General features: G+C 60.5%; 20 protein-coding genes. 6 read left to right on the forward strand and 14 right to left on the reverse strand.

The annotated features are described in order from the left end of the window. Window positions 1–283 precede the first annotated feature (283 nt). From B0919_RS10810 to B0919_RS10825, 4 genes are all read right to left on the reverse strand, one after another. Window positions 284–574, reverse strand: a complete 291-nt coding sequence (locus B0919_RS10810) for a putative quinol monooxygenase (protein WP_078012276.1) — start codon at window positions 572–574, stop codon at window positions 284–286. 23 nt (window positions 575–597) lie between these two features. Beyond that, window positions 598–1,590 carry a proline iminopeptidase-family hydrolase gene (locus B0919_RS10815; RefSeq protein WP_139362057.1) on the reverse strand — a complete coding sequence of 331 codons (993 nt, stop codon included), beginning with the start codon at window positions 1,588–1,590 and terminating at the stop codon, window positions 598–600. A 93-nt stretch (window positions 1,591–1,683) separates the two neighbouring features. Then, a complete protein-coding gene (locus tag B0919_RS10820; RefSeq protein WP_078012278.1) occupies window positions 1,684–2,478 on the reverse strand; it encodes an alpha/beta fold hydrolase in 795 nt (264 codons plus the stop codon). Between the two features lie 245 nt (window positions 2,479–2,723). Beyond that, on the reverse strand, window positions 2,724–3,692 hold the full coding sequence (locus B0919_RS10825) for a proline iminopeptidase-family hydrolase (RefSeq protein WP_078012279.1): 969 nt from the start codon (window positions 3,690–3,692) through the stop codon (window positions 2,724–2,726). Window positions 3,693–3,841: 149 nt separating this feature from the next. Between B0919_RS10825 and B0919_RS10830 the strand changes: the two genes are divergently transcribed. Beyond that, entirely contained in the window at window positions 3,842–5,395 is a 1,554-nt protein-coding gene (locus B0919_RS10830) for a M28 family metallopeptidase (RefSeq protein WP_078012280.1), read from the forward strand. Between the two features lie 70 nt (window positions 5,396–5,465). Here the strand turns inward: B0919_RS10830 and B0919_RS10835 are convergent, their stop codons facing one another. From B0919_RS10835 to B0919_RS10850, 4 genes are all read right to left on the reverse strand, one after another. Continuing rightward, a complete protein-coding gene (locus B0919_RS10835; protein ID WP_078012281.1) occupies window positions 5,466–5,879 on the reverse strand; it encodes a hypothetical protein in 414 nt (137 codons plus the stop codon). Window positions 5,880–6,229: 350 nt separating this feature from the next. Next, complete coding sequence (locus B0919_RS10840) at window positions 6,230–6,799, reverse strand: hypothetical protein (RefSeq protein ID WP_078012282.1); 570 nt, start codon at window positions 6,797–6,799, stop codon at window positions 6,230–6,232. A gap of 12 nt (window positions 6,800–6,811) precedes the next feature. After that, entirely contained in the window at window positions 6,812–7,669 is an 858-nt protein-coding gene (locus B0919_RS10845) for a dienelactone hydrolase family protein (RefSeq protein WP_078012283.1), read from the reverse strand. Between the two features lie 49 nt (window positions 7,670–7,718). Then, a complete protein-coding gene (locus tag B0919_RS10850; RefSeq protein WP_139362058.1) occupies window positions 7,719–8,294 on the reverse strand; it encodes a hypothetical protein in 576 nt (191 codons plus the stop codon). Between the two features lie 254 nt (window positions 8,295–8,548). Here B0919_RS10850 and B0919_RS10855 point away from each other — a divergent pair, with 254 nt between their 5' ends. The 3 genes from B0919_RS10855 to B0919_RS10865 all read left to right on the forward strand — a co-directional run bounded on the left by B0919_RS10855 (window position 8,549) and on the right by B0919_RS10865 (window position 11,158). After that, the gene (locus B0919_RS10855) at window positions 8,549–9,322 is read left to right on the forward strand and encodes a hypothetical protein (protein WP_139362059.1); all 774 of its coding nucleotides are present in this window, start codon (window positions 8,549–8,551) and stop codon (window positions 9,320–9,322) included. A 39-nt stretch (window positions 9,323–9,361) separates the two neighbouring features. After that, complete coding sequence (locus B0919_RS10860) at window positions 9,362–10,306, forward strand: sensor histidine kinase (RefSeq protein ID WP_078012286.1); 945 nt, start codon at window positions 9,362–9,364, stop codon at window positions 10,304–10,306. 93 nt (window positions 10,307–10,399) lie between these two features. Continuing rightward, a complete protein-coding gene (locus B0919_RS10865) occupies window positions 10,400–11,158 on the forward strand; it encodes a LytR/AlgR family response regulator transcription factor (protein ID WP_078012287.1) in 759 nt (252 codons plus the stop codon). Between the two features lie 201 nt (window positions 11,159–11,359). Here the strand turns inward: B0919_RS10865 and B0919_RS10870 are convergent, their stop codons facing one another. Genes B0919_RS10870 through B0919_RS10880 form a run of 3 tightly spaced genes read right to left on the reverse strand, consistent with a single transcriptional unit; the run spans window position 11,360 to window position 12,969 of the window. Continuing rightward, complete coding sequence (locus tag B0919_RS10870; RefSeq protein WP_078012288.1) at window positions 11,360–11,728, reverse strand: cupin domain-containing protein; 369 nt, start codon at window positions 11,726–11,728, stop codon at window positions 11,360–11,362. A 45-nt stretch (window positions 11,729–11,773) separates the two neighbouring features. Beyond that, a complete protein-coding gene (locus B0919_RS10875; protein ID WP_078012289.1) occupies window positions 11,774–12,712 on the reverse strand; it encodes a GNAT family N-acetyltransferase in 939 nt (312 codons plus the stop codon). An 11-nt stretch (window positions 12,713–12,723) separates the two neighbouring features. Further along, window positions 12,724–12,969: a Kazal-type serine protease inhibitor family protein gene (locus B0919_RS10880; protein ID WP_078012290.1), complete on the reverse strand. Its 246-nt coding sequence runs from the start codon at window positions 12,967–12,969 to the stop codon at window positions 12,724–12,726. Window positions 12,970–13,234: 265 nt separating this feature from the next. Here B0919_RS10880 and B0919_RS25940 point away from each other — a divergent pair, with 265 nt between their 5' ends. Both B0919_RS25940 and B0919_RS10890 read left to right on the forward strand, forming a co-directional pair. Further along, complete coding sequence (locus B0919_RS25940; protein ID WP_078012291.1) at window positions 13,235–13,669, forward strand: YtxH domain-containing protein; 435 nt, start codon at window positions 13,235–13,237, stop codon at window positions 13,667–13,669. Window positions 13,670–13,822: 153 nt separating this feature from the next. Then, a complete protein-coding gene (locus B0919_RS10890; RefSeq protein WP_078012292.1) occupies window positions 13,823–14,326 on the forward strand; it encodes a YtxH domain-containing protein in 504 nt (167 codons plus the stop codon). A gap of 732 nt (window positions 14,327–15,058) precedes the next feature. Here the strand turns inward: B0919_RS10890 and lysS are convergent. The 3 genes from lysS to B0919_RS10905 all read right to left on the reverse strand — a co-directional run bounded on the left by lysS (window position 15,059) and on the right by B0919_RS10905 (window position 18,442). After that, window positions 15,059–16,621 (reverse strand): lysine--tRNA ligase, encoded by a 1,563-nt coding sequence (gene lysS, locus B0919_RS10895; RefSeq protein ID WP_078012293.1) that lies wholly within the window; start codon window positions 16,619–16,621, stop codon window positions 15,059–15,061. Between the two features lie 172 nt (window positions 16,622–16,793). After that, window positions 16,794–17,222: a DUF1810 domain-containing protein gene (locus B0919_RS10900; RefSeq protein ID WP_078012294.1), complete on the reverse strand. Its 429-nt coding sequence runs from the start codon at window positions 17,220–17,222 to the stop codon at window positions 16,794–16,796. Window positions 17,223–17,392: 170 nt separating this feature from the next. Further along, window positions 17,393–18,442 carry a hypothetical protein gene (locus B0919_RS10905; RefSeq protein WP_254846550.1) on the reverse strand — a complete coding sequence of 350 codons (1,050 nt, stop codon included), beginning with the start codon at window positions 18,440–18,442 and terminating at the stop codon, window positions 17,393–17,395. Between the last annotated feature and the right edge of the window lie 202 nt (window positions 18,443–18,644).

The raw sequence follows: 18,644 nt of genomic DNA on the forward strand, positions 1-18,644 counted from the left end.
CGCAAAAGCGCGCGGCCACTTGGGCCTGCCGGGCGCCCGGCTCGGCCAGCGCCTGCGCCACGCGCTGACGCAAATCCATCGAGTATGCTTGCATACAGCCGCTTACGTACGCGGAGCGCCAGCAGCTACATTGTCTGTGAATCTGCTATAAATCGTTGGTGACGCCGGTATAGAGGACAGTGCGAGCGGGATTGGTGAGTAAATAGATGTACATAGAGGTGGGTAGAAGTTGCTATCCAACGTCAGCAAGCGAGATGCTTCGCTGCGCTCTGCCTGACATTCTTTAGTTCACCACCGCGTAGTGCTGCATCTCCTGAATGCTCTGGTAAAACGGCTTCACCAACTGAAAAAACGCCCCGAACTCCGGGCTCTTGCGGAAGCCGTTCAGGTGCCGCTCTACCGACGTCCACTCTATGCGCCAGACGAACAGCTCGGGGTCTTCCTCGCAGTGCGCCAACTCGTACTTCAGGCAGTCGGGCGCGGCGGCCAGCAGCTCGTGGGCCCGGCCGATGGCTCCGACGAAGGCCGGTTGCTGCTCAGCGTTGATGCGGTAGCGGATGTACTCAACGGTCATGGCGGCAGGGGCAGGCGTTGGGGTTAGCTTTTACGCTCCGTACGGCGCAGGAACTTGATCAGCGCCGGGAAGTAGTGCTCCGGGTCGTCCCACATGGCGTAGTGCGAGCCTTCCGGGCAGATATACTTCTGGCAGTTCGGAATGCGGCGCTGCATGTAGTCGATATCGGCCGTGGGCACGAAGTCGTACTTCGAACCGATGACCAGCGTGGGCGGCTTGATGGCGGCCAGCCGGTCGGAGAAGTCCCAGGCCAGCATGAAGGGCATGAAGTAGCCCGCGTACGTGCGCGTGATGTGCACCTGGCTGCGGGTAAACGTGGGCGGCTCCTGGGCCAGGCGCATCATGTGCAGGTGGCGAAATTCCGTTTGTACCGCCGGCGTGATGTAGGCGGAAAGCGTTTGCATGCCCATGGTGTCGAGGCCGGCAATGGTTTTGCCCTCCTTGGCGGCGAAGCGGCGCACGATGTCGGCGTAGAGTGCAAAGCGGTGCTTGTTGAACACGGTGGCTTTGTAGCCGATGTCGGAGGTAATCAGCCCTTTCAGGTGCTGCGGGTACTTGGCCGTGTATTCCAGCGCCAGCATGCCTCCCCAGCTGTGGCCGAGCAGGTAAAATTGGTCGAGGCCAAGGCCCTGGCGCACCTGTTCCACTTCTTCCACGAAGCGGGTAATGTTCCAGATGCTTTTGTCGGCCGTTTTATCGGAGTAGTACGAGTTGAGCTGGTCGTAGTAATAGAGCTCAACGCCTTCTGTGGCCAGATACTCCGGAAAGTTCTCGAAGTACTCATGGGTGTTGCCGGGGCCGCCGTGCAGCACCAGCAGCTTGATTTTGCCCTGCCCCACCTTCTGCGTCCACACCTTGTACTTCCCGTCGATGGTTATCATCTTAACGCCCGGGGCCCGCATCTTGACGGCGTAGCTGCTATCGGCAGCGGTGGAGGCGGGAGCGGCCGTTTGGGCCGCGGCAAGCAGGGGCAGAAGTAGCAGCGACAGGGCCGCCAGCAAGGAACGAATCAGCACGGAAGAATAAGCGAAGGAAAAGGAATGAACTACAGCAGTCCTAAGATGCGCAATAATCGCGTTGGTTGGGTGTGTAGCCGAAGCAGGACCCAGTCACGCCGCCAGATACGACTCAATCACACTCAACGTATCCATCGGGGCGCTAACGTGCGGACAGTGGCCGCTGATGGGCAGCGTGACCAGGGTGGCGCCCGGAATGACCATCTGCAGAAACTCCCCGACGGTCGGCGGCGCTATCAGGTCTTCAGCGCACTGCACCAGCAGGCAGGGCGTGCGCAGCTGCGCCATGTCGGCGCGGTTGTCCGAAAGAAACGTAACGCGGGCAAACCGCTTGGCAATAACCGGGTCGTTCTGGCAGAAGCGGTGCGCCAGCTCCACCGACAGCGAAGGGCGGTCGGGCGTGCCCATGATGAAGCTGGCAAACGAATCGGCCCAGCCTACAAAATCCTGGTCCATGAAGGCCAGCATTTGCTCCACGTCGAGGCGCTCGAAGCCGCCCTGATAATGCTCGTCGTTGAGGTAGCAGGGCGAGGGGCAGAGCAGCATCAATTGCGCAAACCGTTCCGGCTCGGCAATAGCTGCCAGCGCGGCGATGGTGCCGCCCACCGAATGGCCCACCAGTACCACGTCCTGCAACGCAAGGTGCTGGCAGATATCGAGTACGTCCTGAGCGTAGCCCTGTAAGGTGGAGTACCGGTTGGCGTCGTAGGCGGAGATATCCGACAGGCCGGCGCCTACGTGGTCGTAGAGCACCAGCTTGTAGCGGCTGAGCAGGGCCGGGGTGAGGGAATGCCAGATGGTTTGGTCGCAGCCGAAGCCATTGACAAACAGAAAAGTGCGGGTGCCGTGGCCAATGACGTGGACGTTGTTGCGCTTGGTAATATCCATGTCGCAAGCGTAATAAGAGAGGAATGTGTTATTTAAATAGTCTAAAAAATTATAAACATTCAACTATGCTTCAAACTGGGAAGTCTTTCTCATTACGGCCACCGGGCTGGTAATTGCCGAATGCAGCGCTATAGCCCAGCTGGGCTTGGTTAGCCGGTGCGCTGATTCTCAATTAGATACCAAAACGGGACAGGCTGGGCACGCCAAAGCCGCTGCGCCACGGGGCTATACCTTGCCGGCGTTTCTCAGCTTTTGCGCTTGGGGTGCTTCAGGAACTCCACCAGCGGCGGGAAATAGTGTTGCGGGTCGTCCCACATGGCAAAGTGCGCGCCGTTGGGGCAGATGGACACCCGGCTGTTGGCCATCAGCTGGTGCATGGTTTCGTAAGTAGAGGCCGGAATGAAGTCGTAGCGGGAGCCCAGCAGCAGGGTGGGCGTTTTGATGCTGGCCACCTTGGCGGTAAAATCCCAGCTGCTGAGCACCGGGAAGATGGGGGCGCGGTCCTGTCGGTTGATGTGGGTGAGGTTGCGTTTGTAGGCATCGGGCTCGGCGGGTAGCCGCAGCATGTGGCGGCGGAAAAACTCGTCCTGCACTGGCTTGGTTATCAGCGGGGCCAGTTTACTGAGTTCCAGCAGGCTGTCGGGCGCCACCTGCCGGCCCCGGGCCGCGGCCTGCTGCCGGATGATGTCGGCGTAGAGGCCAAAGCGGTATTGGTTGTAGACCGGCGCGCTGTAGCCCATGTTGGAAATGATGAGTCCGCGCAGGTGCTGCGGGTACTTCACGGCGTACTCCTGGGCCAGCAGCCCGCCCCAACTGTGGCCGAGCAGGTAAAAGTGGTCGAGGCCGAGGCCCTGGCGCACCTGCTCCACTTCCTCCACGAAGCGGCTGACCTTCCAGATGCTCGTATCCTTGGGCTGATCGGAGTGGTAGGAGCCGAGCTGGTCGTAGAAGTAGATTTCGACGCCTTCCTTGGCCAGATACTCCGGGAAGTTCTCGAAGTACTCGTGCGAGTTGGCCGGGCCGCCGTGCAGCAGCAGCAGCTTGATTTTGCCCCGGCCCACCTTCTGCGTCCAGACCTTATACTTCCCGTCGATGGTTATCATCTTGACGCCCGGGGCTTTGAGCTTGGCGTAGTAGCTGCTGTCTTTGGCCTGCGCCCGAGCTAGCAGGGGCAACAGGAGCAGCAGCGGGAGTAGGAGGCGAAGTCGTTTCATAGCGCGGTAAGGTGTTGGGCATAAATAGCAGGCTGCTAAAGATAAAGAGCAGACGAGCCAACTTATAGGCCCTCGGCGCAACGCCGCGGCCGAAAGCTCGTCTCTTTCGCGTTTCTTCGGCGCAAGCAACCCAACCCTCTCCCTATACCATGCAGAAACTACTATACCTGGCCGCCGCCTGCGGCCTGGCTGTCACCACACCCGCTGCGGCCCAACAGGCCGAGAAAGTGGACCAGGCCATGATTGCCAAAATCAAGGACGAAGGCCTGAACCGTTCGCAGGTGATGAAAACGGCCTTTTACCTCACCGACGTGTGCGGCCCGCGCCTTGCCAACTCCGAGGGCCTGAAGCGCGCCAACGAGTGGACGCAGAAGCAGATGGCGCTGTGGGGCCTCTCGAACTCCAAGATCGAGCCCTGGGGCGACTTTGGCCGCGGCTGGGACATTGAGAAGTCGTACGTGGCCATGACGGCGCCCTACTACCACGCCATGATCGGGGCGCCGAAAGCCTGGACCCCGAGCACCAACGGCGTGCTCAAAAAGCAGGTGGTGCTGGTGAAAGCCGCCACCGAAGCCGACCTCGACAAGTACAAAGGCCAGCTGCGCGACAAAATCGCGCTGATGGAAGTGGCTCAGGAGCCCAAAACCACTTTCACCGCCGACGCCAAGCGCTACACCGACGAGGAGCTGCAGAAAATGGCCGGCCCGGCTGAGCCGCGTCCGGCCCGCGAAGGTGGCGACGAAGCGGCGCGCAGCGCCATGCGCGCCCGCATAGCGCTGCGCACCAAGATGGTGGATATGCTCCAGCAGGAAGGCGCGGCGGCCGTACTCAGCACCCGCGGCGGCTCGCACGGCACGTTTTTCACCTCCAACGGTGCCCCCTACGCCGCCGATGCCAAGCCCGTGCTGCCCGAAATCGAAATGTCGCCCGAGGACCAGCTGCGCCTGATCCGCCTGGTAGAAGCCGGCATTCCGGTGGAGCTGGAAATGGAAACCAGGACCCGCTTCCAGAGCCAGGACCTGAAGGGTTACAACGTGGTGGCCGAAATTCCCGGCACCGACAAGAAGCTCAAGAGCGAAGTGGTGATGCTCGGCGCCCACATCGACTCGTGGCACGCCGCCACCGGCGCCACCGACAACGCCGCCGGCTGCGCCGTGATGATGGAAGCCATGCGCATCCTCAAAACCGTGGGCGTGAAGCCGCGCCGCACCATCCGCGTGGCCCTGTGGGGCGAGGAGGAGCAGGGCCTGTTCGGCTCGCGCAACTACGTGAAAAACCACTTCGGCGACCCGGCTACCATGAAGCTGCTGCCCGAGCACGAAAAGCTGGCCGGCTACTTCAACCTCGACAACGGCTCGGGCAAAATCCGCGGCATCTATGCCCAGGGCAACGAGCAGGTACAGCCCATCTTCACCGAGTGGCTGAAGCCTTTCGCTGACATGGGCGCTACCACCGTGACGCCCCGCAACACCGGCGGCACTGACCACCTGTCGTTCGACGCCGTAGGCCTGCCGGGCTTCCAGTTCATCCAGGACGGCCTCGACTACAACACGCGCACCCACCACACCAACATGGACACCTACGAGCGGCTGCAGGCCGACGACCTGAAACAGGCGTCCATCATCGTGGCCACGTTCGTGTACAACACGGCCATGCGCGACCAGAAGCTGCCGCGCAAGCCGCTGCCCCAGCCGAAGTCGTAAAAGACTCCGCCACCCACGAAAAGCCCCGCTGGTACTGACCCAGCGGGGCTTTTTTGCATTCAGGTTTGCCTCAGCAAGGCATGAAATAATCGATGCGCACCAAACGGCCGTCCTTAAAAAGCAGCCTCCAATGGTCGTCGGTGGGGGGAGGGGCCACGTCCAGGCTCACCATCTGCACTTCGCCCAGCACGTCATCCTGCTCCGTCGATTGGCGGCTTACCGCCCGCGGAAAAGCTCGGCCTAGCTCCGCCAGCGTGGTAGTACGGTCCAGACGCAAGCCGCCGGCTTGTAGCCCGCCGCCTTTGCGCACGTCCAGCGACGTTACGACGGCTGTGTCGCCGTACAGTTCCAGCGCAGCCTTAGGAGTGTAGGCCCGTTGGAACGAGAGGCTGAAAAAAGAGGTGCACTCGTTGTCCAAATCCGGCGTGACTACGCTGTCGGGCGAACCTAACTCGCGCCACGCCGCTTGCAGTTGACTCTGCAACGGCAGGCGCCCGTTGATGCGCGCCGCGGCCCAATTCAGATATTCAGTAGTATCGGCAGGCGAACTAGCCGGCGCCGTGCTGGAAGGCGTTGCCGCACTGGCCGGAGCGGTTTGAGACGGTTTTTCGGGTTCGGTACAGCTGGTCAGGCCTAATAGGCTGATCAGTACAACACCCACGGCGCGATGAATCATGGGAATACACATACCAAAAAGACCAAATCTGAATGCGGGCTGCTCTTCAAGCCGTTCTGGGTATTTAGTTTAAGGCCAGCTTAAGGGCTGTTAGCCCGGCATCTATATGAAGCCCCGGCTTGACTGGCGGAGTGGTCTAGCAGAAGCGAGGCGCTAGTTTAATCGATTTGTTGACGAAGCTCCTGTACTATTTGTGCCCGCCTCGCCACGGTCTCGGCCGTTTCGGAGCCGTATTCGATGGCGCCTCTTGCGTAGCGCGACAAATAGCAGCGGACTTCTTCTGGCGGAAGCAATGACAATGTAGACACCTTCTGCTGCCAGCCCGGCTGAGCGTGCCACCACGTGTAATCTACCGCGGTGCCTTCTTCTGCTTCAGCCGCCTGAGCAGTAGGAAATGCCGCCTGGTCCAGCGCATGCGCCACAAACTGCGCAGGTAGCCGCACCGAGTGCTGTTCTATCTGGTGAATAAGCATTTCGGGCCATAGGTACATGCTATCGGTTAATTCCACATCGGGCATGTGCGAACCGGGCAATTGGCACCGAAATTCACATTGAGCGTGACTCATCCAGTGATGTAGCGGGCGCCCCTGGCGCAGATACGTCAGAATGCGTTGCCTCTCTACAGGCTCCCAGTGGGTATCAACAAACCAAGCCGCATCCGGCAACAGCGGATCCTGTAGCAACAAATTGCGCCAGCGGCCCAAGCCAATCAGCGGGGTGGGGTGCATGGGACGAAATGATCAGCCCAGTTGCTCCTTGAACAGTCTTAGCGTCCGCTCCCAGGCCAGCTTGGCGGCCGTTTCGTTGTAGCGGGCCGGCGAGGAGTCGTTGTTGAAAGTGTGCTGGGCGCCTTCGTACACAAACTGCTCATACTTCACGCCCGCGGCTTTCAGTGCATTTTCCCAGGCGGTCATACCGGCATTTACGCGCTCATCCAGACCAGCGTAGTGCATCATCAGGCGGGCCTTGATGTTGGTTGCCTCCGCGGCGTCGGGCTGGCGGCCGTAATAGGCCACGGCGGCGTTCAGCTTGGGGTCGTGGGTGGCTAGCTGGTTGGCCATGGCTCCGCCCCAGCAGAAGCCCACGCAACCGGTTTTGCCGTTGGAATCGGGACGGCTGCGCAGGTAGTCCAGGGCCCGCAGGTAGTTATTGAGGTTCTGGGCGGCATCGAGCTTGCCGATCAGCTCCCGGCCTTTTTCCTCATCGGTGGGCGTGCCCCCAAAGGGCGACAGCGCATCCGCGCCCAGGGCCAGGTAACCGGCTTTGGCCACGCGCCGCGTCACGTCCTTGATGTGAGGCGTCAGGCCGCGGTTTTCGTGGATGACGACCACCGCCCCGCGCTTCTTTTTGCCCTTGGGGTGGGCGAGGTAGCCTTTCATGGTGGCGCCGTCGCCGGGCCAGCTCACTTCCTCAATGATGAGGTCCTTGTCGTCTTCCGGCACCGTGGCGGCCTCGGCGTAGCCCGGGTCGAGCACGCTCAACGCAGTGGTGGCCAGCGCGAGGCTGCCGGTGAGTTGCACCAGCCGCTTCATAAACTCCTTGCGGGTGAGCGGGCGGTGCGTGTATTCGTCGAAGAGGTTGATGATGCGCTGGTCCATGCGCCAAGCTTAGCACTTATTGCCGGGAAAGCAAGACAACCGGGCTTGTTCAGTAGTCCCGGGTGTAGCGCTTATCCATGAAGGAATTGGGGTGGGAGAGGCGGTACAGCTCCAGGGTTTGTGTCAGCAAGCGCACAAACAGCGGGTTAGTGTCCATATCGGGGGCCGTCATATATGCTTTGCGCACGGGCTGGCCGGCTGCTTCCCGGTATAACCGATACTGGGTAGCGTGAATCACCATTACAGTTTTCGCCTTTACCGTTCGCACTGAGCTAAAATCGTGGAATGCATCGTCGTCAGCCAGGAAAACCGAGTCGAGCAGCGCCACATAGCGCCGGCTGGCAACCTGAGTATTCTTTAGCGCTATGCTGTCTTTAGTGTAGGCGGCATAGCGCCGATGATTTTCCGCAGCTCTGCGGCCGATGTCTCCGATTAGTTTCCAACGGGCTTCTTTGTTGTCAGGAGGCTTATCGAAATACTCCCGGCGCAGGCTGTCCTCCACCGGGTCGAAATAACGCCTGATACTGTCCCGGCGCGCATACACCAGCTTAGTGGTGCGGGCGCTGCGTCGAATGATGATATGGTAAGTGGCGCCGCGCATATCCGGTTGGGACTCGATGCGCATCGTATAAGTCAACGGACGCGGAGTGCTACTAACTATTGGGGTGTCAGAGGGCTGGATAACGGCCGCAAGTAGCCGGGCAATAAACACGGGTAAAAGCATAAGCCAAGATACAGCGGGCTACCGGTCGCAATACCAGCTTCAGCCGCTGATTCCCGGCACTCCCGCGGTTTTTCCGGCATTCACCCGATTTTACCTGCTTTCGGCCGCGGGGCGCGCCAGTTTTGGGCACCAACCAAGTCCTAACCACTACCGCCATGGATACCCAGAAACTCGCCCGCGACGTGAAATTCCTCAAGGCTTACGCCCTAGCTGCCACCATCATTCCGGCGGCTACCCTGCTCTGCGCCTTCGGCAAGCCCGACAAACCAGTGCGCTTCGGGGAAATATCGGTGGAGCGCCTGAACTTGGTGGAGCGCGACGGCACCGTGAAGATGCTGATGAGCAACAAGGAACGGTTTCCGCAGGGCGTCACCGTCGACGGCAAGCACATCGACTATAAACGGGAGCACCCCGGCATGCTCTTCTACAACGACAAGGGCGAAGAGTGCGGCGGCCTGATTTTCGGCGGCGAAAAGGACAAGGATGGCAAGGTATCGGCCGGCGGACACCTTTCCTTCGACCGGTTCGGGCAGGATCAGGTCATTGCCCTCAACTACCAGGAGCAGGGCGGCGGCTACAAAGCCGGCCTCACTTTCAGCGACGCCCCCGACGAGTCGATGATGGCGCTGAAAGAAAAATACAAGGACGCCACACCCGAACAGCAGCAGCAGGCCGCGAAGGAGGGCAAGCTGGGTTTGATGCGCCGCATGTACGTGGGTACCACTGCCGGCCGGTCCTCGGCCATGATTATGGCCGACCAGCGCGGCGAAACCCGCGTGATGCTGGTGGCCAACACCGACCAGTCGACGCTCGACTTCAAGGACAACCAGGGCCGCACCCGCCTCACCATCGGCGTCGACAAAAACAACCAGCCCGTGCTCCGCTTCCTCGACGAGAACGGCAAGGAGATGAAAGCCACCGGCCTCTAGCCCGCGTGCCGGCCGTACCCCGCTAACTTGCCGCTCACAATGCGCAAGAAGCCCTGGTTTTACCTGTTTGTGCTCGGCCTGTCGGTGCTGCTGACCCTTTACACGCGCCTGACCATGGCCGTGAGCCCCGAGGAGTTCCACCTCTTTCCCGATGCGCCCTTCTGGACGTTTTTGGAGGCGCTGCTGGTGGTGTATTTGCTCGACCGGCTGCACGCCCGGGCCACGCGCCGCGGCCAGGCCAGCGGCCGGGCGGGCTACTACTTCGGCCTGCTCTGGCAAGGGACGCTGCTCTTTATCGGGCTGCTGCAGCTGTTGCAGGCCGCACTGGTGCTGTCGGGCATCGGCCGCGGCGACTACGGCGGCTGGTACCCTGTGGTGCGCGGTCTTTCCTCCGACGTATTCCTATACCTACTGACCGGCAGCATCTACCTGCCGTTCCTTTACCAGCAGCACGCGGGGCAGGTGCGCCTGGAGCTGGAACGCCTCGAAAAGGAGGCCGCACGCGCTAAGCTGCAGGTGCTGCAGCAGCACGTCGACCCGCATTTTCTCTTCAACAACCTCAACATCCTGGCCGCCCTTATCGAACCAGACAACGAGGCGGCCCACGCCTACGTGGTGCACCTGGCCGAAGTGTACCGCTACCCGGTGCGCACCCGCGAGCAGGAAGTGGTGCCCGTGACCGAAGAGCTGGCCTTCGCCCGCGACTATTGCCACCTGCTGCGCTGCCGGTTCGGGGCCGCTTATCAGTTTGAACAAGACTTGCAGGCCACGCCCGCGCAACTGCAAAGCCAGCTCATGCCGCCCGGCGTGCTGCAGGAGCTACTCACCAACGCCGTAAAGCACAATTTGGCCAGCCGCGCCCAACCGCTGTGCATCTGGCTGCGCGTGCGCCCCACCGAGCTGGAGGTGCAGAACGAGCGGCGCCCGCGCCCCAGCCCGCGCCCGAGGCCGGCAGCGGCTGGGCCGGCCTACAGGCGCGGGTGACGCTGGTAGCTGCCGCGCCCGTGCGCGTAGCCGTCACCGCCGATACTTTTACCGTCACGCTGCCCCTCACGGCCGCGCTAGCTGTACCTGCCCATGCGCATTCTGCTGATTGAGGACGAAGAACCCGCCCTGGCGCAGCTGCGCCGCTTTGTGCTGCAATACCACCCCGCCGCCACCATCGTGGCCGAGTGCCAGCAGGTGAGCGAGGCCGTCGGCTACCTGCGCCAGCACCCCGCGTCCGGCCTGATTCTGTCCGATATCGAGCTGCTCGACGGCAACGTGTTCCAGTTGTTTGAGCAGGTCACGGTCAGCAGCCCCGTTATCTTCATCACCGCTTACGACTCCTTTTTGGTGCAGGCGTTCGAGCAGAACGGCATTGCCTACGTGCTCAAGCCCGTGCAGTACGCCTACTTTGCGGCGGCCATGCAGAAATACGAACGGCTGCGCCAGGCCTTCCAGGGCGAAGTGCTGCAGCGCCTCACCACCGCTTACGCTGCCCCGGCGGTGCCCCAATACAAGCAGCGCCTTGTGAGCAAGTCGCGCACCGGGCTCTACGTGCTCAACGTGGCCGAGCTAGCCTACTTCCAGCTGCGCCACGGCGTCACCCATGCCATCGACCGGCAGGGCCGCGCCTACGTGCTCAACGAAACCCTGACCCAGCTCGAAGCCCTGCTCGACCCGGCGCACTTCTTCCGCCTCAACCGTAGCGGAATCGTGCAGCTCAGCGCCATTGAGCGACTCGAACCCTACTTCAACGACACGCTGGCCGTTCGGCTCAAGGGCATGCCCGAGGCGAAGCTGGTCAGCAGCACCCACCGCACCCCCGAGCTGCGCAAGGGGCTGCAGGGGTAGGAGGGCTGATGAAAGAAGGCATCGACGAGCACACGGAAACCAAGTAGTTATCCGTCATCCTGACGCTGGCAGGACCTTGCCACACCTGAACGATAGTCATTACAACGACTCGTGCTGGCGGGGCAAGGTCCTGCCTGCGTCAGGATGACGGATAACTATTTTGCGGCAATTCTGCCTAAACAGCTTCCGTCACGGAGCGACTTACTCTTCCCGGTTCACGGTATCGGGGCTGAAGGCCGGAATGCAAATCGACCAGTACTCCACTTCCGCGTCGAAGGGGTTGGAGTAGCGCACCCGCGCCCCGCCTTTGATGAGCAGCGTCTGCCCCGCGCTCAGCTCAATAGTCTCACCGTCGACTTCGAAGCGTTTGCGGCCGCGCACCACGATGGTGATTTCGTCGAACTGCGGGGTCTGGTGCGGCTCGCTCCAGTGCGGCGGTGCCACCATGTGGGCCAGGCTGTACTGCCCGGTGCCGGTGCTGGCGTGGCCCACGTGTTCTTCGATGAGTTTACCGTCGGTGGTGGGCACCACGAAGGGCGCGGGGTTCAGGACGTAGCGTTTGTCAGCCATGGCTGGGAATGGAAAAAGAATGGAAAGGCAGGAAGCGCGCAGGCATCAGCGCCGGAGTAGCTCCAGCAGCTGAAACCAGCGGGAAGGCGTTTTGTGCACAAAAAAGTACGGCGTCTGCGTCGCGCCGAACTGCACCCGGATGCGCTCAATGGCCGGCAGCATACTGCCCTCAAAATCGAAGCACCGCAGCCCGAGCTGCTCGCTGGCGTAGCGGATGGCCTCCCAGATCAGCAGAATGCCCGAGCCGCTTTCGCGCAGCTCCGGGTCGTCGCCGGCCAGGTGGTAATAGGCCGTGTGCTGGTCCCAGATCAGGTACGCCGCCGAATGAACCCGCTGCTCCGCGTCGACGGCGAAGAACAGCTGCCGCGCCTGGTGCCGGGCCAGGGCCTCGTCGTGGCGCCGAAACTGCTCCCAGGTATACGGCATCGGCAGGCCCTGGCGGTGGAAGCTGAGCTGATTGATGCCATAGAACGCCTCGGGCGAAAGGTCGTGGCGCACCTGCAGCTGCTGGCTGGCCTTCTGCAGGTTGCGCCGGATGTTGCGGTTGACGCCGCTACGTATGCCTTCCAGGTCCTGCAGGTTGTCGAGCCGGTAGGTATAGTAGGTGGTCTGCCGGTACTGCTGCCAGTAAAAAGGTAGCCAGTTGGTTACCAGCGGGTGAAAGTTCTGCCGAAAAGCAGCCAGCGGTGGCAACTGCTCGATGAGTGCCTGCAGCAGCGCGTGCTCTTTTTTGAGCACGCCGCGGTACTCCGGCAGCACGTACGGGCCCATGGTCTTCACAAACGGCGGCATGGTCACGTACCGAAACGGCCCTTTCTGCTTGCAGAAGTACGGCAGCGCGGCCGCTACCTGGCCCGCTTCTTCCGCCAGCACCACGTCCCAGGCGCCGCCCGTGCAGCAGGCATCCAGATACCAGTCCTGCGCGAAGACGGGCAGATCCGGTGCCGTGCGGCAAAACGCTCGGTAGCGGTCCTTCGCTGACATAGCCGGGCCCGTTACTTGGCCCCGGGGCAGGCCCCGCTGGTGTAGGTTTTCACGCCGGCGTTGCTGGCCTGGCAGGCGTTGGAGTAGGTTTTCTGGTCACAGCCGCACACCGGGTCGTACTGCATGGTGCACATGGCGTCCTTACGGATCTTGCTCGGGTCGATGCAGTCAGCTGCGGCAGTAGAGGGCGTGCCACGCTGGCAGGCGCTGCCGAGCAGCAGCGCGAAGGACATCGAGAAAAACAGGCGAGCAGACATAGGCAAAAGTGCTGGTGAGGGCGGAAAATTACGCTTAAACTCTGATGGCAGGCCTTGTCTGTGCCAAACTGTCCCAAATCAGATGGCTGATTTTAACTGGTATATAGTTTGTGTTATATATTACCGGCACGCCGCCGGGATTTCCACCCTAGCTCAACAACCCGACGGAAAGCCTTTCGTATAGGCAGGCAAATCAGCCGTTGGATATATAGCCCGGCCGATTTTCTACCGAGAACCTTTCTTTCAACCCCACATCCTTCCTCCCATGTCTTACAACGAAGACAACAACTCGGGCAAAGTCCTGCTGGCCCTGCTGGCCGGCGCCAGCGCTGGCATCGTGGCCGGCCTGCTCATCGCTCCCGACAAAGGCAGCGCTACCCGTGGCAACCTGAAAAACTACGCCGGCAAATACGGCGACCAGTTTGGCGACACGCTCAATAAGTTCGGCACCCAGCTCGACGGCACCTTCAAGAACCTGGTGGAGAAGCTGGAAGACCTTGGCGTGACCGGCGCCGGCTCCAGCCTGAACCTGAAAGGCGACTGGGAACAGTCGAAAGGCAAGCTGAAGCAGCAGTACGCCCAGCTCACCGACGAAGACCTGACTTACTCGGAGGGCGCCGCTGATGAGCTCGTAGGCCGCCTGCAGGAGAAGCTCGGCAAGGGCAAGCGCGAAATCGTGAAAATCCTCAACGACCTGTAGTCGTTTCGGTTTCCGAATCAGTGTAAAACGCCCCGTACCCCGTCGGTACGGGGCGTTTTTTCTGATAACCTTCCCCTCACAATCCCGTTAGGTAGCTACGGCCCCGCGGCCCGTTCGCATCTTCCTCCTCACCCTAAAACACCTCATTCCGTTATGAAAGACAACAGCGGTAAAGTACTTCTCGCCTTGCTGGCCGGTGCCAGCGCCGGTATTGTAGCGGGCTTGCTGATGGCCCCCGAGGCCGGCACGGCCACGCGTGAAACCTGGGGCAAGTCGCTCGGTAAGTTCGGCGACGACCTGAACAAGCTGCTGCAGGATGGCCTTTCCAAACTGGATGCGCTGAAAGGCGGTGGTGGCAGCGGCGACGAAGCCGGCGCCGACCGTTCCGGGGCCGAAGATGCGCTGGCCGGCATGGGCGGTGGAGCCAGCGGCAGCGCCGGCAGCTCGTCGTCGGGCCGCGGCAAAAGTGGCGGTAGCAAAGCCAGCAACGGCGGCAGCGCTGGTGGCTCGTCGTCGGGCGCTGGCAGCAGCACCTCCGGCTCGGCCGGCACCTCCAGTGGCGACGCTGGCGCTTCTACGGCCAGCTCGTCGCGCACCACGGGCGGTGGCGAAGCGGCAGCTGGTGGCACCACCGGCGGCAGCGGCGTAGGCAGCTAACACAGGATTTTTTCGGCCCAAGCGTAACCTTATGGTAACGCTGTCGTTAAAGAAGGTAGAAATTGACTTAGATAAGTCGCTGCATTCTTCGCTGAAGCAAAATTGCCAAACGGTTAAGCTTCTGTACGGATTTGGTTAAACAGCCGTAACAGCAAAATTGACTGGTATTCTGGTAAGCTTCTTCAGTTAGTAAAGCAGCCGAGTTTAGCTAAGACAATTCTAAAAGAAAGGCCTCGTACCCGTTTAGACTGGTGCGAGGCCTTTCGACTTTTGTGGCCTTACCAGCCAACCTGCGCTAAAAGCAGAAGGCGCTGCGAAAAAAGCTAAACGATGCGTAACCTTCTGATAACATCAGCGTTAAAGCTAGTGTAATCAGTTTGTAAGAAGGTCGGATAAACCTTCGGAGCAAAATTGCCGACTGTGGAGCTTCTGCCAGGATCTGGTCAAACAACCTGGAAGTAAAATCTCACTAGTCCATCGCACATTTCTTCGATGTGTACTGACCGGAATGGTTAACTGATTAATAGAAGAAAGCCCCCCGTGCACGTTATTAGCACGAGGGGCTTTCGACGTTTTAGCCAGTATCCATTTTGCACTGAAGCTGTCATTCTTGATTTAGTACCCGCAAAGCGAAGGACCTTATTACGTCAGATAGTAGTCAAGCTATCCAAACGTGATAAGGTCCTTCACTTTGCTCAGGATGACAGAAACTGCTGTGGCGTCAAGCCAAGATTATTCCACCGGCTTTTCGCTTTTCTCAGTTTTCTTCTCGGCTTGCTCAGGCTTCATCTGCGGGAAGAACAACACGTCCTGAATGGAGTTGGAGTTGGTCATAATCATAGACAGACGGTCGATGCCGATGCCCAGGCCAGCCGTCGGCGGCATGCCGTACTCTAGGGCGCGCAGGAAGTCCTCGTCGAGCACCATGGCCTCGGTGTCGCCGCGCTTGCCCAGTTCCAGCTGGTCCTCGAAGCGCTGACGCTGGTCAATGGGGTCGTTCAGCTCGGAGAAGGCGTTGCAGATTTCCTTGCCGTTGCAGATGGCCTCGAAGCGCTCCACCAGGCCCGGCTTCGAGCGGTGCTTCTTGGCCAGCGGCGACATTTCCACCGGGTAGTCGGTGATAAACGTGGGCTGGATCAGCTTCGGCTCCACGTGCTCCCCGAAGAGTTCATCGATGATCTTAGCCTTGCCCATGGTCGGGTCGAGGGCCACCTTCAGGTCCTTGGCGGCGGCGCGCAGCTCCTCTTCGCTCTTGCCGTCGATGTTGAAGCCGGTGTAGTGCTCGATAGCCTCGGCCATGGTGAAGCGCTTCCAGGGGCGCTGGAAGTTGATGACGTTTTCACCGACCCGTACTTCGGTTTTGCCGTGCAGGGCCAGGGCTACGCGCTCCACCATTTCCTCCACCAGATCCATCATCCAGTAGTAGTCCTTGTAGGCGACGTACAGCTCCATCTGGGTGAATTCCGGGTTGTGGAACCGCGACATGCCTTCGTTGCGGAAGTCCTTCGAGAATTCGTATACCCCATCGAAACCGCCCACGATGAGGCGCTTCAGGTACAGCTCGTTGGCAATGCGCAGGTACAGCGTCATGTCCAGCGTGTTGTGGTGCGTCTTGAATGGGCGCGCGGCCGCTCCGCCGTACAGGGGCTGCAGGATAGGCGTTTCCACCTCCAGGTAGCCTTTGTCGTTGAGGTAGTTGCGCATGGCCTGCACCAGCTGGGTGCGCTTTACGAAGGCGTCACGCACGTGCGGGTTCACCACCAGGTCCACGTAGCGCTGACGGTAGCGCTGCTCGGGGTCGGTGAAGGCGTCGTATACGATAGTTTCGCCCGTTGCTTCGTCCTTGCGCTCCTTTACTACCGGCAGCGGGCGCAGGGCCTTGCTCAGCAGCTTGAAGCCTGTTACATGGATGGAGGTTTCGCCCACCATGGTCTTGAACACGCGGCCGGTCACCCCTACGAAGTCACCCAGGTCAATCAGGCGCTTGAAGACGGTGTTATACAGCTCCTTGTCCTCACCGGGGCAGATTTCGTCGCGGTTGATATAGAGCTGAATGCGGCCCGAGGCGTCCTGCAGCTCCGCAAATGAGGCCTTGCCCTTCACGCGAATCGACATCAGGCGGCCGGCCAGGCTCACTTCCTGGAAGTTGTTGAGCTCCGGGTGGTAGTTGTCGTGAATTTCCTGGGCGTAGAAGTTCACGTCGAACAGCTCCGACGGGTAGGGCTCGATGCCGAGCTTCTGCAGCTCGTCGAGCTTGTTGCGGCGAATAATTTCCTGTTCGCTAAGGTGGTGCATGGCACGAGGCTTAATAACAAGGCCCACAGCGGGCCGCGAAAGTCAAGCCGCAAAGATAGACCACGGACCGCCAATGATGATAATCGGGTGTTCAGAGATACGCCCAGCCCGGTTTACGGTCAAGTTCTGCTTTGGCGTGGTAGATCCGGCGTAGAGGGTGTTGTGCCTGAGCCTAGTTTGGGTAGAGCAGGCGCAGCGTCTGGGCATCGGGCTGCCCGCGGAAGAACTTATCCAGAACTTCCTGAAAGATGGGCTGGTCGGGGCACACGGCGTCAAACAGGGTCATGCAGGAGCGCAGCTTCATGTCGTCGGGGCTGCCCATGATGCGGGTCGCGTTATTCCCTGGCACCGCCAGCAGGGCCGCACACAGCAACAGCAGGCGGCTGCCCAGCTGCGGGTGCTGTGCGTAGGCCCGGGCTTCCACGGCGTCGTGCAGGCCGTAGTAGTGCGCGGTGATGCTGCGGCCCAGGCCTTGTAGCTGCGGGAAGATGTACCACATCCAGTGGCTCTGCTTCTGGCCCTGCTGCAGCTCGGCCAAGGCTTGGGGAAAAGCCGTTTCCTGGGCGTCCAGAAAACGCTGTAGGGATTGGTCTTGGCTCATCAAGGATATGCTGTGGTAAGGCTGGTAGACTCTGCTACGCGCACGAGCGGACTAGGATGCCACTGCCGGCTGATAAGCCGAAGGTGGCACCAGGGTAGCCAAACAAAAACCGCCAGTCCAGTGGACCGGCGGTTACGTGTATATGCAGTGATGTACGGATACAAGCTGAATTAAGCAGCCATGCCCAGTTGCGGCTCGCCTTCGGTTAGCGACGGGGCCACGCGGGTACGCAGACGCTCTTCCACAAAGCCGTGCTGCAGGTGCTTGGGCAGGTTGTTCACCAGCTCCTGGTAGCGCTCCAGGCCCAGGGCCTTGGCCACGTAGGTTTCGTGAATGCCGTTGAGGTAGCTCACGATATCCAGCAGCGACTGGTGGAACAGGCGGAAGTCAATGTCGGCCTCCACGTAGCGCTCAATCTCGCGGCTGGTCTGCGAAATGCGCAGGCGGCCCAGCAGATCGAAGATGGTGGTGTAGCCCAGGCGCCAGGTAATCTGCTGCCAGTGCTGCGCCGTCCACTTCTCCAGCGGTTGGCCCGTCTTCTGGCTGCGGATGGCGGTGCTCGGGTTGGCCTGCACTTGCTGACGCACGCTCACCGCCTTCTGCTTGCGGGTGGTGCGCAGAAACTGCCCAATCTGGGCCTGCGCATCAATGGCCTTGCCAGCAATCTGCAGCCCGGCTTTGTAGCCAGCCAGCGGCAGGCGGTGAATGCTAAAGTCGCCGTAGGAGCCAGCAGCGTAGAACGACACCGGGCGCGGGTAGGCATTGCGTACTACCAAGCGGCCTACCTCACGGCGGACCAGAGCCGGGTTGTTGGTACGAATGCCGGCCGTGTACAGGAAAGCCTGCAGCCCAGCCGTGACGGCGTGGTAAGCCTGCGGGAAGGTCCAGTGCAGAGCGTTGCGCAGGTACTCATCATCGCCCAGCTCGGCGGTAGCACGCAGGGCGTACTCCGTGCTCCAGCAGCTGTGCAAAGCCTTTTCTACGGCAGCACGGTCAGTATCGGTCAACTCGGCCTGATGAGCCCGGAAGAAGGGGAGATGCTGAAGCCCACCCGTGGCGTCATCCGCTTCGCGGATGTGGTAGCTCAGGGCGAAGAAGTAGTTCAGGAACACCTGTGCCGGGATGGACTTACGCCATGCCTCATCATGCTGAAGCTGGGCATCGTCGGCTACCGGCAGTTGCAGGACGTTATCGGTCAGTTGTTCGTTGTTCGTCATCATATCTGCTCAACGCAAGTTAGCCAGATTGAGTGCCATGATGCTAATAAAATTAGTTGTTTTCAAGCTAAATTTTATGCCTGATAATGAGGGCGTTATGTAATAGATTGACAACTGTCTTGGTGTGTAAAATAAGTGTTGATTTTTAGTGTGTTATTCGCTCGGTATTAGAAAGGTCGCCTCTATAAGCACGTAACAAGCAAAA

Source organism: Hymenobacter sp. CRA2, from assembly GCF_002007105.1.
Taxonomy (GTDB): domain Bacteria; phylum Bacteroidota; class Bacteroidia; order Cytophagales; family Hymenobacteraceae; genus Solirubrum.

Bases quoted from the DNA above. Each gene is read 5' to 3' on its own strand.
- B0919_RS10810 (WP_078012276.1), bottom strand. From the start codon at position 574: ATGACCGTTGAGTACATCCGCTACCGCATCAACGCTGAGCAGCAACCG.
- B0919_RS10820 (WP_078012278.1), bottom strand. From the start codon at position 2,478: ATGGATATTACCAAGCGCAACAACGTCCACGTCATTGGCCACGGCACC.
- B0919_RS10825 (WP_078012279.1), bottom strand. From the start codon at position 3,692: ATGAAACGACTTCGCCTCCTACTCCCGCTGCTGCTCCTGTTGCCCCTG.
- B0919_RS10830 (WP_078012280.1), top strand. From the start codon at position 3,842: ATGCAGAAACTACTATACCTGGCCGCCGCCTGCGGCCTGGCTGTCACC.
- B0919_RS10840 (WP_078012282.1), bottom strand. From the start codon at position 6,799: ATGCACCCCACCCCGCTGATTGGCTTGGGCCGCTGGCGCAATTTGTTG.
- B0919_RS10845 (WP_078012283.1), bottom strand. From the start codon at position 7,669: ATGGACCAGCGCATCATCAACCTCTTCGACGAATACACGCACCGCCCG.
- B0919_RS10850 (WP_139362058.1), bottom strand. From the start codon at position 8,294: ATGCGCATCGAGTCCCAACCGGATATGCGCGGCGCCACTTACCATATC.
- B0919_RS10855 (WP_139362059.1), top strand. From the start codon at position 8,549: ATGGATACCCAGAAACTCGCCCGCGACGTGAAATTCCTCAAGGCTTAC.
- B0919_RS10860 (WP_078012286.1), top strand. From the start codon at position 9,362: ATGCGCAAGAAGCCCTGGTTTTACCTGTTTGTGCTCGGCCTGTCGGTG.
- B0919_RS10865 (WP_078012287.1), top strand. From the start codon at position 10,400: ATGCGCATTCTGCTGATTGAGGACGAAGAACCCGCCCTGGCGCAGCTG.
- B0919_RS10870 (WP_078012288.1), bottom strand. From the start codon at position 11,728: ATGGCTGACAAACGCTACGTCCTGAACCCCGCGCCCTTCGTGGTGCCC.
- B0919_RS10875 (WP_078012289.1), bottom strand. From the start codon at position 12,712: ATGTCAGCGAAGGACCGCTACCGAGCGTTTTGCCGCACGGCACCGGAT.
- B0919_RS10880 (WP_078012290.1), bottom strand. From the start codon at position 12,969: ATGTCTGCTCGCCTGTTTTTCTCGATGTCCTTCGCGCTGCTGCTCGGC.
- B0919_RS25940 (WP_078012291.1), top strand. From the start codon at position 13,235: ATGTCTTACAACGAAGACAACAACTCGGGCAAAGTCCTGCTGGCCCTG.
- B0919_RS10890 (WP_078012292.1), top strand. From the start codon at position 13,823: ATGAAAGACAACAGCGGTAAAGTACTTCTCGCCTTGCTGGCCGGTGCC.
- lysS (WP_078012293.1), bottom strand. From the start codon at position 16,621: ATGCACCACCTTAGCGAACAGGAAATTATTCGCCGCAACAAGCTCGAC.
- B0919_RS10900 (WP_078012294.1), bottom strand. From the start codon at position 17,222: ATGAGCCAAGACCAATCCCTACAGCGTTTTCTGGACGCCCAGGAAACG.
- B0919_RS10905 (WP_254846550.1), bottom strand. From the start codon at position 18,442: ATGATGACGAACAACGAACAACTGACCGATAACGTCCTGCAACTGCCG.